At 73.2% G+C, this 11593-nt stretch carries 10 protein-coding genes; 4 read left to right on the forward strand and 6 right to left on the reverse strand.

The features are described from left to right. The first annotated feature begins 25 nt into the window (after positions 1 to 25). Entirely contained in the window at positions 26 to 1822 is a 1797-nt protein-coding gene (locus tag ACF1CT_RS16030; RefSeq protein ID WP_391784427.1) for an AMP-dependent synthetase/ligase, read from the forward strand. A 178-nt stretch (positions 1823 to 2000) separates the two neighbouring features. Here ACF1CT_RS16030 and ACF1CT_RS16035 read toward each other — a convergent pair whose 3' ends face one another. Beyond that, positions 2001 to 3143, reverse strand: a complete 1143-nt coding sequence (locus ACF1CT_RS16035) for a glycosyltransferase family 4 protein (RefSeq protein ID WP_391784428.1) — start codon at positions 3141 to 3143, stop codon at positions 2001 to 2003. 177 nt (positions 3144 to 3320) lie between these two features. Here ACF1CT_RS16035 and ACF1CT_RS16040 point away from each other — a divergent pair, with 177 nt between their 5' ends. Continuing rightward, a complete protein-coding gene (locus tag ACF1CT_RS16040) occupies positions 3321 to 4571 on the forward strand; it encodes a glycosyltransferase 87 family protein (RefSeq protein WP_391784429.1) in 1251 nt (416 codons plus the stop codon). Positions 4572 to 4747: 176 nt separating this feature from the next. On the opposite strand, the gene ACF1CT_RS16045 is transcribed toward ACF1CT_RS16040, so the two are convergent. The 5 genes from ACF1CT_RS16045 to ACF1CT_RS16065 form a co-directional block, all read right to left on the reverse strand. Continuing rightward, positions 4748 to 6016, reverse strand: a complete 1269-nt coding sequence (locus ACF1CT_RS16045) for a hypothetical protein (protein ID WP_391784497.1) — start codon at positions 6014 to 6016, stop codon at positions 4748 to 4750. A 144-nt stretch (positions 6017 to 6160) separates the two neighbouring features. Beyond that, positions 6161 to 7192 carry an NlpC/P60 family protein gene (locus ACF1CT_RS16050; RefSeq protein WP_391784430.1) on the reverse strand — a complete coding sequence of 344 codons (1032 nt, stop codon included), beginning with the start codon at positions 7190 to 7192 and terminating at the stop codon, positions 6161 to 6163. Positions 7193 to 7427: 235 nt separating this feature from the next. Then, a complete protein-coding gene (locus ACF1CT_RS16055; protein ID WP_391784431.1) occupies positions 7428 to 8456 on the reverse strand; it encodes an NlpC/P60 family protein in 1029 nt (342 codons plus the stop codon). 284 nt (positions 8457 to 8740) lie between these two features. Then, positions 8741 to 10102 carry an NYN domain-containing protein gene (locus tag ACF1CT_RS16060; protein ID WP_391784432.1) on the reverse strand — a complete coding sequence of 454 codons (1362 nt, stop codon included), beginning with the start codon at positions 10100 to 10102 and terminating at the stop codon, positions 8741 to 8743. 40 nt (positions 10103 to 10142) lie between these two features. After that, positions 10143 to 10385, reverse strand: coding sequence for a hypothetical protein (locus tag ACF1CT_RS16065; RefSeq protein WP_073782241.1), 243 nt, complete (start codon positions 10383 to 10385; stop codon positions 10143 to 10145). Between the two features lie 162 nt (positions 10386 to 10547). On the opposite strand from ACF1CT_RS16065, the gene ACF1CT_RS16070 reads away from it, so the two are divergent. Both ACF1CT_RS16070 and ACF1CT_RS16075 read left to right on the forward strand, forming a co-directional pair. Then, positions 10548 to 11300, forward strand: coding sequence for a rhomboid family intramembrane serine protease (locus ACF1CT_RS16070; RefSeq protein ID WP_391784433.1), 753 nt, complete (start codon positions 10548 to 10550; stop codon positions 11298 to 11300). Next, positions 11297 to 11578 (forward strand): Lrp/AsnC family transcriptional regulator, encoded by a 282-nt coding sequence (locus ACF1CT_RS16075; RefSeq protein WP_391784434.1) that lies wholly within the window; start codon positions 11297 to 11299, stop codon positions 11576 to 11578. Before ACF1CT_RS16070 ends, ACF1CT_RS16075 begins: the two co-directional genes overlap by 4 nt. The last annotated feature ends 15 nt before the right edge of the window (positions 11579 to 11593 follow it).

Raw genomic sequence — 11593 nt, forward strand, 5'->3', positions numbered from 1 at the left:
CGGAGCCCGATGAGGAGCAGCAGTCTTGCGCGAGTTCAGCCTTCCGGCCCTGTACGAGGTCCCCTCGGACGGCAACCTGACGGATCTCATCCGCCGCAATGCCGCTCAGCATCCCGACGTCACGGTGATGAGCCGCAAGGTGGCGGGCGAGTGGGCCGACGTCGACGCCACTCAGTTCCTCGCCGAGGTCAGGGGCGCCGCCAAGGGTCTGATCGCGGCGGGTGTCGAGGCCGGCGACCGGGTGGCGCTGCTCTCCCGGACCCGCTACGAGTGGGTGCTGCTCGACTTCGCGATCTGGAGCGCCGGGGCGGTCACCGTTCCGGTGTACGAGACCAGTTCCCCCGAGCAGATCCAGTGGATCCTCGGTGACTCCGGCGCCACGCTGTGTGTCGTGGAGTCGGCGGCGCACCAGGCCGCCGTGGAGTCGGTCCGGGAGGACCTCCCCTCGCTGAAGGGCGTCCTGCAGATCGAGGCGGACGCCATCGCGCGGCTGACGGAGACGGGCGCCGAGGTCCCGGACGCGACCGTGGACCGGCGGATGACGAGCGCCAAGGCGGACGATCCGGCCACGATCGTCTACACCTCGGGCACCACCGGCCGTCCCAAGGGGTGCGTGCTCACGCACCGCAGCTTCTTCGCGGAGTGCGGCAACGTGGTGGAGCGGCTGAAACCGCTCTTCCGTACCGGTTCGTGCTCGGTGCTGCTCTTCCTGCCCACCGCGCACGTCTTCGGGCGGCTGGTCGAGGTGGCCTCGGTGATGGCCCCGATCAGGCTCGGCTGCGTACCGGACATCAAGCACCTCACCGATGAACTCGCCTCGTTCCGGCCGACGTTGATCCTCGGTGTGCCGCGTGTCTTCGAGAAGGTCTACAACGGGGCGCGTGCCAGGGCACAGGCGGACGGCAAGGGCGGGATCTTCGACCGGGCCGCGGACACGGCGATCGCGTACAGCCGTGCGCTGAGCACCCCTCAGGGCCCGTCCCTGGGTCTGCGGCTGAAGCACAGGCTGTTCGACAAGCTGGTCTACGGCAAGCTGCGCGCGGTGCTGGGCGGGCGCGGCGAGTACGCGATCTCCGGCGGCGCCCCGCTGGGCGAGCGGCTCGGCCACTTCTACCGGGGCATCGGCTTCACCGTCCTGGAGGGGTACGGCCTCACCGAGACCTGCGCGGCCACCGCCTTCAACCCGTGGGACCGGCAGAAGATCGGCACGGTCGGCCAGCCGCTGCCCGGCTCGGTCGTCCGGATCGCCGACGACGGCGAGGTGCTGCTGCACGGCGAGCACCTGTTCACCGGCTACTGGAACAACGAGACGGCGACGGCCGAGGCGCTTGCCGACGGCTGGTTCCACACCGGCGACATCGGCACGCTCGACGAGGACGGCTATCTCGCCATCACCGGCCGCAAGAAGGAGATCATCGTCACGGCGGGCGGCAAGAACGTCGCTCCCGCGGTGATCGAGGACCGTGTCCGCGGGCACGCCCTGGTCGCCGAGTGCATGGTGGTCGGCGACGGCCGGCCGTTCGTCGGTGCGCTGGTCACGCTGGACGAGGAGTTCCTGGGCCGCTGGGCCGAGGAGCACGGCAAGCCCGCCGGGTCGACGGCCCGGTCGCTGCGCGAGGACCCGGAGCTGCTGGCCGAGGTGCAGCGGGCGGTGGACGACGGGAACGCCGCGGTGTCCAAGGCGGAGTCGGTGCGCAAGTTCCGTGTCCTGCCCGCCCAGTTCACCGAGGAGGCGGGCCACATCACCCCGTCGCTGAAGCTCAAGCGGAACGTGGTGGCGAAGGACTTCGCGGACGAGATCGAGGCGATCTACCAGGGCTGAGCGGGGCTGCTCCGGTCCACCGGAGCCGTTCCGGAACAGCCACCGCAACCGCCGGACGGGGCCCGCGCACCCCGCCGGATGCCCCGCGCCCGGGGGATTCGCGTGCCCCGTTCAAAGGCGCCCGCCCCGTTCGAGAGGCGCCCGCCCCGCCTGGAGGCGCGCACCGCGGCGCACCGCGTCAGAGCAGCGCCCTGAGCCGCTCGGCCAGCAGGTCCCAGCGCCACTTCTCCTCGACCCAGGCCCTGCCCCGCTCCCCCATCCGCTGCCGCAGCTCCGGGTCGTTCAGCAGGGTGACGATCCGGTCGGCGGTCTCCTCCTCGGAGCCGCCGCGCACCACCCACCCGGTCTCGCCGTCGAGCACGGCGTCCGGCGCACCGCCCGAGTCGCCCGCCACCACCGGCAGACCGGTCGCGGACGCCTCCAGGAAGACGATGCCGAGCCCCTCGACGTCGAGGCCGCCGCGGCGGGTGCGGCACGGCATGGCGAAGACGTCGCCCGCGCCGTAGTGCGCGGGGAGTTCCTCCCAGGGCACCGGCCCGGTGAAGCGCACCGACGCGCCGACCCCCGTCTCCCCGGCAAGTCTCCTGAGGTCCTCGGCGTACGGTCCGCCGCCGACGACCAGCAGGACCGTGTCCGGGACCCGCGCGAGGATCGCGGGCATCGCCCGGATCAGCGTGTCCTGGCCCTTGCGCGGCACGAGCCGGGACACGCAGACGACGACGGGCCGGTCGGCGAGCCCGAGCCTGGCCCGTACCAGGTCCCCGCCGGAGTCCGGATGGAAGACCTTCTCGTCGACCCCCGGAGGTAGCTGGACCATCCGGTGCGCCGCACCGGGGCTGAGCGCCGCGGCGATCCGGGAGCGCGTGTACTCACCCAGATAGGTGATCGTGTCGGTGCCGTCGCCGATCCGTCGAAGGAGTTGCCGGGCGGCGGGAAGCTGCGCCCAGCCCGCCTCGTGCCCGTGGGTGGTGGCGACCAGGCGCCGGGCGCCCGCGCTCCGCAGGGCGGGCGCCATCAGCCCCAGCGGTGCCGCGGCGCCGAACCACACGGACGTGCAGCCGTGCACGCGCAGCAGCCGCACCGCGCGCCGGGTCACCCGGGGCGTGGGCAGCAGCATCGTGGCGGGGTCGCGCAGGACGGTGAACGGCTGCTCCGCGTCGAAGGCGGCGGTGGCCGCGACGCCCTCGGGGGTCCGCTTCCAGGTGGAGGCGTACACGACGACCCGCGCGGGGTCCAAGCGCAGGGCCATGTTGTGCAGGAAGGCCTGGATGCCTCCGGGACGCGGCGGGAAGTCGTTGGTCACGATCAGGGTCTTGTCCATCGCGGCCGACAGTACCCGGCGGCCCGGCGCGACCGCCCCGGCGGGCGAGCCTCGGCGCACGGCCCGGCGCGGGCGTGCATCATGACTCCTCGTGCCCGTGCGGACACACGGCGTGCGACGCGCGGACCCGTACGGCCGGGCACGTACGCGTCCACACACGGAACGGACGGGGCGGACATGACGGGATCGACGGGGGCGCGGCTCGCTCCCGCGGTGTGGGCCCTGACCAGGGTCGGACTGCTGCTCTGCGTCACGAAGGCGATCGCCCTGCCGGGGCCGGACGTGACCAGCGACGTCTCGGTGATCTACCGCGGCTGGGCGGAGGTCCTGGGGACCGGCGCGTATCCGCGGTCCGACGTCACCTGGCAGTACCCGCCCCTGGCGGCGCTCGCCGTGCTCTCCCCCGCCCTGCTGCCGTTCCTGGAGTACGCCACGGCCTTCTTCGTCCTGGCGTTCCTGTGCGACGGGCTGGTGCTCGGGCTGCTGCTGCGCGCGGGCCGCCGCGGCGAACGGTCGGTGGCGGGCGCCTGGGTGTGGGTGGCGGGGGTGCCGCTGCTCGGTACGACCGCGTACGCCCGCTACGACGTCATGGTGACGGCGGTGGCGGTGGCGGCGCTGCTGGCGGGCGTCCGGCGGCCCCGGGTCCTGGGGGCGCTGGCCGCGACCGGCGCGCTGCTGAAGGCGTGGCCGGCGCTGATCCTGACGGGCACCGCGCCCGGCTCCCGGACGCGACGGGCGTGGACGACCGCGGCGGTGACGGCGGCCGGAACGCTGCTGGGGTGCGCGGCGACGATGCCCGGGGCGTTCGCCTTCCTCGGCTTCCAGCGCGACCGGGGCACCGAGGTCGAGTCGCTGGGGGCGCTGGTCTTCCATGTGTGGCGGCGGTTCGGCTGGCGGGGACGGGTGGAGCTGAACTACGGATCGATGGAGTTCCTGGGACCGCGGGTGGTTCTGGTGAGCACCGTCGCCCTCGGGCTGTCCCTCGCCGCCCTCGGCTGGCTGGTGGTGTGGCGGCTGCGCGCCCGCGTCTTCCGGGTGAGCACCCCGGCCGACGCGGCGTTCACGGCGGTTCTGCTGTTCACGACCACGAGCCGGGTGATCAGCCCCCAGTACCTGCTGTGGCTGGTCGGTCTGGCGGCGGTCTGCCTGGTCTTCGCGGGCAGCCGGATGGGGCTGCCCGCGGGGCTGGTGCTGCTCGCCACCGGCGTCACGCAGGGCGAGTTCCCGTTCGGGTTCCACCATGTGGTGGCCAGTGACGCGACGGGCGTGACGCTGGTGTTCCTGCGCAACGGCCTGCTGGTGGCGGCGACGCTGATCGCCTGCCGACGGCTGTGGCGGCAGACGGTGCCCGGCGCCCGGGGCGACGGCGGGCTCCCGGCCGTCGGCCACCACCGGGCCGGTCGGGAGCGGGAGCCGGTCGGTTCCTGAGCCGGGCCGTTCCCGAACCGGGCCGGGGCACCGTCCCGGCCCGCCGGGGAACACGTCCTGCACGGAGCCGGGGCGCGGAAAGCGGGACACCGGACGCGGGAACCCGGGTGGTCCCCGCCGGGCCCGGAGCCTGTCGGGTGACCTCCGACCGGGCGGCCGAGGTCACCCGACAGGCGCTAGCCCAGCCGGGAGCGCAGATGGTCCCGCCAGAGCGCGGTGAACTCCCCCGGGGCCGTGTCCAGCACCTCCCGCAGGGCCCGCTCCACCGCCCCGTCCCGTCCACGGTGCTCCCCGACGGCCCGGTAGAAGGCGCGCAGCCGCTTCTCGTCCCACCGGTCGGCGATCAGCTCACAGGCCAGCCAGCCGCCCTCGTACGCCCTCGCCAGGCGCGCCGCGTCGCCCGCGAAGGCGAAGTCCTCGTCCGCGGGGAGCGCGTCGGGCAGGTCCCCGCGCCGGACCGCCGCCGCCAGTTCGGGCGCGGCCCGCACGGCGGTGCGGTGCTCGGCGCGGTAGGCCGCCCAGTCGGCGAAGCCCTCGGAGAGCCAGACCGGGGTGGCTGCCGTGGTACGGGCCCGGGTGGCGACGTGGGTGATCTCGTGGGTGAGGACGACCCGCCGCCCGAGGTCGGCGAGCGCCCCGTACGCCTGCGGGTTGACGATCACCCGGTCCGCGGGGGCCCGGTCCGGGTCGCCGGTGCGGGCGTTGGTGACCGCCGCGATGCCCCGGTAGTCCGCCGCCGGTGCGCCCAGCAGGGCCGCCATGTCCTCCACCGTGCGCGGTACCAGCACCAGCACGCGGCCGGGCCAGGGTTCCGGCCAGGCGCCGGACACCGCGGGCACCGCCCGGTCGACGGTCCGGGCGATCTCGCGCAGTTCGCCTCCGGGGCGGCCGACACCGAGGACGAGGCCGTGCATGCCGCGTACCGCCCGGACCCGGCCCTGCTGCCAGAGCAGTGCGCCACCGTCCCCGTCCGGCCGGTCGCCGGTGAGGTACCAGCGGCCGTCGTCCCGGTCCCGGCGCAGGTCGAGCACCCGGTCCGCGGTGGCCGGGACGGAGTCGTAGCCGGTGATCCGGTAGCTCAGCCGGACGTCCGCGGTCGCCCGGTCGGCACCCTGCGCGGTCAGTTCCGTGATCCGGTACGTCCAGGAACTCAGCGGCACGTCCGCGAGGTTGTCCAGCTCCCGTCGCTGGGCGGCGCGCAGCCCGGTGGCACGGGGGTCCACGACGGCCAGGTAGGCGTCCGGGTCGTGTGCCCGCACCGCGGCGGCCCGACGGTCCAGGACGGCGCCCGCGGAGCGGACGAGGGAGTCCGGGCCCGGGCGGCCCGGCTCGTCGTCGGGGGCCGCGCAGGCGGAGACGAGCAGCAGCCCGGCGAGCAGCGCCCGCGTGGCGTGCCGCCCCGTTCCGCGTCCCCCCGGCGGGGTGCCCCACCGGGCGCTCGACATCACCCGGACGAGGGTACGGGCCGGAGCCCGGTGACGAACCCGGCCGGGCGAATGCCCGGACACGGGCGAACCGGCGGAGCGGGCGCGCCCGAGGCGGGCGGACGGTTCAGAGGCGGGCGGACGGTTCAGAGGCGGGCGGACGGTTCAGACGCGGGTGACCGAGGAGACCGGCATCATGCCGACGGGGTCGTAGCGCACCGGGGCGCCCGGGTACGGGGCGTGGATGACCTGGCCGTTGCCGACGTACATGGCGACGTGGCCGGCGTCGGCCCGGTAGACGACGAGGTCGCCGGGGCGGGCCTGGGAGAGCGACACCATGCGTCCCGCATACCGCTGGGCCTGCGAGGTGCGCGGCAGGCTGACGCCGGCCCGGGCGTAGGCCCACTGCATCAGCCCGGAACAGTCGAATCCGGAGGGCCCGTTGGCTCCCCAGACGTACGGCCGGCCCAACGCCTGATGGACCGCCAGGACGGCGGCGGCGGCCCGCGCCGATCCGGCCGGGAGACCGGCCGTCGCCGTGAAGAGGTCGTCGCGGCCCGAGCGCGAGGCCCGTCCGAACCCGGCCCGGTCGGCGCCGGGCAGCGTCGCCAGGAGCTTCCTGGCCCGGGCGAGCTTGTTCTCGACGGTCCGTTTGTGGCGGGCGGCAGCCTCCCTGTTGTGTTCCAGGTCGGCGAGTGCCCGTTCGGCCTCGGCACGGGCCTGCGCGAGAGAGCGCCGGGCCTGCCGGAGTTCTCGTAGTTCGGCGGCCTGCCGTGCGGTCAGCCGGTCCAGTGCGGCAACCCGTTCGAGATAGGTGTCCGGGTCGGAGGAGAGCAGCAGGGCGAGTGTGGGATCGAGGCCGCCGGACCGGTACTGCGCGGCGGCGAGCGAACCGAGCGCCGTGCGCATCCGGTTGACGTCCTCCTGGCCCCGGGCCGCCCGGTCGCGCGCCCGCTCCGCCTCGCCGCGCAGCCGGTCGGCGTTCTCACCGGCCAGGTCGTACTGCTGGGTGGCCCGTTCGGCCTCGGTGTACAACCGGTCGATCCGGGCCTTCACGACCCGGGGTGTGTCCCGCGGGTCGGCGTCGGCGTCGGCGGCCCCGAGTGTGGCGGCCGCGGTCGCGGCCGCTGCCGACAGGACGGTTGCCCGGGCTCCCCGGGTGAGGCCGGGCCGCGTGGGACGTCGATGGGACACCACAGGAAGCCGCGCTCCCTTCCGCTGTACGCGCGCGTGCGACCCCTGCCGCCCGGACGGGCGGACCGACGACCGGGAGCCGCACAGCAGGCAGACAGTAGTCGTCCGGTCACGGAGCGGCCAAGGACCTCGCCGGGCGGCCGGACGGCGCGAACGCGTCCGCCCCGCCGGTGACCTGTGGTCTCCGGCGGGGCGGACGGTGCTGCGGGGGCGCGGGAATTCGCCCGTTCGGGCGTCGTCAGACGACGCGCACGCCGAACTGGAAGCTGCCGATGGTGTCCATCGACTCGTAGCGGACGAACGCGCCCGGGTACGGGGCGTGCAGCAGGGTGTTGTTGCCCGCGTAGAGCCCCACGTGCGAGGTGTTGTTGAAGAAGACCAGGTCGCCCGGCTTCAACGCGCTGCGCCCGATCCGGGGGCCGTCGTTGACCTGGGTGTACGTGACCCGGGAGATGTGCACGTTGGCCTGGGCGTAGGCCCACTGGGTCAGCCCGGAGCAGTCGAAGGAGTACGGACCGGTGCCGCCGCGGCCGTAGGGCGTGCCCACCTTGCCGGCGGCGGCGTTCAGGGCGGCGGCGCCGCGGGCGGAGGCGGGGACCTCGTTGCCCAGCTCGACGCGGTCGCCGGCGGCGCGGCTGGCACGCTGGTCGGCCTCGCGGAACTTCGCCTTCTCGGCGGCGGTCAGCGTGTTGTACAGGTGCTGCGCCTCGGCGAGCTTCGACTGGAGCTTCTTCTTCTTCTCGCCGAGCGTCTTGCGGACGTCCGCGAGGTCGCCCAGCTTGTCCTGGGCCTCCTTGCGCTCCTGCGCGAGGACCCGCTGCTTCTCCTGGATCTCCTGGAGTGCCTCGGCCTGCTTGCCCGTCAGCTGGTCGAGCGCCGACGCCTTGTCGAGGTAGCTGTCCGGGTTGGACGAGAGGAAGAGCTGCACCGACGGGTCGAGACCACCGGAGCGGTACTGCGCCGCGGCGAGCGAACCGAGGCCGTTGCGCAGGTTGTTGATCTCCTGCTGACCGCGGGCCACCTTGTCCTGCAGCGCGCCGACTTCCTTCTCCAGCTTCTGCTGCTTCTCCTTGGCGCCGTAGTACTGCTCATTGGCCTCGCTGGCCTCGTGGTTGAGCTTGTCGACCTTCGCCTTGACCTCGGTCTTGGAGGGCTTGGGGTCGGCGTGGGCCGCCTGAGAGGTCAGGGCGACAGCCGCTGCGGCCGCGGCGGTGACGACGGACACACGAGCGCGGCTCGGCTGCTTGGGACGACGGTGGGACGCCACGAAGGCGAGCTCCTTCTTCCTCCAGCCGCCTACCGGGCTGTGGGGGACTTGAATCCCCGGCTCCGTGCACGTCACGGACTCGGCGGTTCCTTCGCCGCCACCCCGGATGGGTGATCAACCGTGCGAAGGTTCGAAACCTGACCCTAGTGACCAACTTGTGATCAGTTCAAATCCTCACCGGTAAAAACTCGTTGCACCAGGTACTTCTTTACCTGCGCCGTACAGGGCGTAGCTACGGTCTGACGGTCCGTTGTCCGATTCCCGCCGACTTCCGGCAAACCTCACTAGACGCGCGAAAGGCGCTTCAGGAGCAAGGCGGACGCAACGGGCCTGGCCCCCGCCTTCGCCACTCCGTCGGCGACCTCGCGATCGGTGGAGACCACCACGACCGGGCGGCCCGACGGCTCGGCGCGCGCCAGCTGGCGGATCAGTTCGTCGGCGGTCACACCCGGTTTGCTGAACAGCACCCGGACGCCGCGCGGCGGTGCGAGCAGCACCGGGGCGGCGAGTTCGGCCCCGTCGAAGACACAGGTCATCTCGGCACCGGTCTGTGCCGCGAGCATCGAGAGACCGCCCAGCAGCCGCAGCCGCTGCTTCTCCAGCGGCAGTTGCGGATAGCCGGTCTTGGTGACGTTGTAGCCGTCCACGATCAGATGGGCCTGCGGCAGCGCGAGCAACTGGTCGAGCAGGGCCGGATCGGTCTCCGAAAGCGCCCTGGCGGCAATGTCCTTGGGGGACATCCGGCCGGGCTCGACGGCGTCGACACCGTCCGCCGGACGGATCGACGCCGGGGGCAGGGCGAGCTCCCGACGGAGCCCGCGGGCCGCGTCCAGCACCGTGTCCAGCAGCAGCCGCAGCCGCATGTCCTCGACCGAGCGGCCCTCCCGCGCGGCCCTGCGCGCCGCCTCGACGGACGCCTCGGCCTCACCGAGCCGCGCCTTGAGCCTGCGCGTCTCGCTCTCCGCCGCGGAGACCTGGGCGGCAGCCTCGGCGCGCACGGCGTCGGTCTCGGCCCGGCTGCGCCGGAGCGCGGCCTCGCCCCGTCTGACGTCGCTGACGGCACTGCGCAGCTTGCGCTGGAGGGACTCGGACTCCTTGCGGGCGGCGTCCAGCTCGGCACGGAGCCGTTCCGTCTCGCTCCTCGTCCGGGAGCGCGCCTCGGCAAGTTCCTCGCGCAGCCGTTCGAGCTCGCGGCGGCCCGCCTCGTCGGCACGCTCGGCGTCGACGCGCTGGGCCTCCTCACCGGCGGCGGCCACCAGCTTCACCCAGCCGGCCGGGCGCAGTACATAGGCGGCTGCGGCGACGTCGACCGGGTCGGCGGCGGCGGGCGGCGCCCCGGATTTCAGCGCGGCGGCCAGCTCCGGCTGCTCCTCCTCGATCCGCTCACCGATCCGCTGCCGGAACGCCGGGTCGCCCTCCAGGGCCGCCGCCATGGCGTTCCCCGCGAACTTGGCCCGCCGGGTCGGGGTGAATCGGGCGTACTGCCGCAGCGGGGCGGGGAGTTCGGAGACCGTCAGGCCGCCGAAGGCGTCCGACACCAGCGCGACGACCCGCCGTCGCACGCCCTCGGGCAGCGGGCGGTCGAGCGCCTCGACGGCGCCGTCGGCCACCTCGGCCGAATCGGCACCGCTAGCGGGCTGCTCCACCATCCGTCACCCCAAATCACATGTCTGTCGCACGGCTCCGTCAGGAGTCGGCACCTGGCCTGGCGACCAGCTCGATCTGGTCCACCGCGTTGCACCAACGGCATCGCACCGACTCGATGGTCTCACTGACCACCTCGCGTTCCTCGACGGTGGCCTCCCCGGCCAGGTCGAGATGGACGTATTCGACGACCTTGGAGGAGCGGGTCACGTCGAAGCGGGTGAGATTTCCGCAGAGCGTGCAGCGCCAGCGGGTCCCGTCGGTCGGCTGCGGAACCGTCGTCATCGTTGCGTCCTCTTTCGTCGAGCCTCGTGCTGCCTGATTCAAGGATCTCGCGGTGCGCCGTCGAACTGCGGATGTCCTGCCGTAACCCTACGGCCTCACCGTGTACCGCCGACACGGCGAGGCGGTCTGTCCCGTTCCCTCCATGTGCGTCATGCTCTGTTCATGATCGATCTGCGCGTCGCGGCGGGCCGGGTGACCGGCGGACTCCTACGGACGGTCACCCCGGGCGGACCTCTGGTCACCCGCGCCCTGATCGCGTCGTGCTGCCTGATCTTCGTACTCGGCCCGCTCTCCGGTCTCCGGCCGCCCCACGGGACGGCGGACGCCCTGCTCGCCGCCCAGGCGGGGTACTTCGAACGCTGGGGGGTGATCCCGAACGAGCTGTGGGACGGCTCCGGGCCGGCCCTCCTCACCCCGCTCACCGCCCTCTTCGTGCACGGAAGCTGGCTGCACCTGCTCGGGAACATGCTGTTCCTGTACGTGTTCGGGGCGATGGCCGAGGAGCGCATGGGCCGCACCGAGTTCCTGCTCTTCTACGTCGGCTGCGGCTATCTCGCGCTGGTCGCCTACGCGGCGGCGCACGCCGCGTCCGACCAGACGCTCGTCGGCGCGTCGGGCGCCATCTCGGCGGTGCTGGGGGCGTTCCTCTACCTCTTCCCCAGGGCCCGGGTCACCAGCCTGTTCCCGTTCCTCTTCTTCCTGCCGCTGCGCTTCCCCGCCTGGATCGTGCTGATCTTCTGGTTCGCCCTGCAGTGGCTGGCGGTCCGGGGCGCGGGCGACGGAGGGCCGGGCGTGGCCTATCTGGCCCATGTGGCCGGCTTCGCCCTCGGCTTCCTCTACGCGTGGGGACGCTATCGACGTGCCGATAGAGTGAAGGCTCCAGCCGCGGCCACCGAGGGAGACAGCCAACCGTGATCACCGCGATCGTGCTCATCAAGACCAGCGTGGACCGGATTCCCGAGATCGCCGAGGCCATCGCCGCGCTGGACAGCGTCAGCGAGGTCTTCTCCGTCACCGGTACCCACGACCTCATCGCCATGGTCCGGGTGGCCTCGCACGACGACCTGGCCGACGTCATCCCGGGCCGGATCAGCAAGATCCCCGGCGTCGAGGCCACCGACACCCACGTGGCCTTTCGCACCTACTCCCAGCACGACCTGGAGGCGGCCTTCAACATCGGCCTCGACGGCTGAGAAGTCCCGGCTCAC

This window comes from Streptomyces sp. NPDC014734 (assembly GCF_043083325.1).
Taxonomy (GTDB): Bacteria; Actinomycetota; Actinomycetes; order Streptomycetales; family Streptomycetaceae; genus Streptomyces.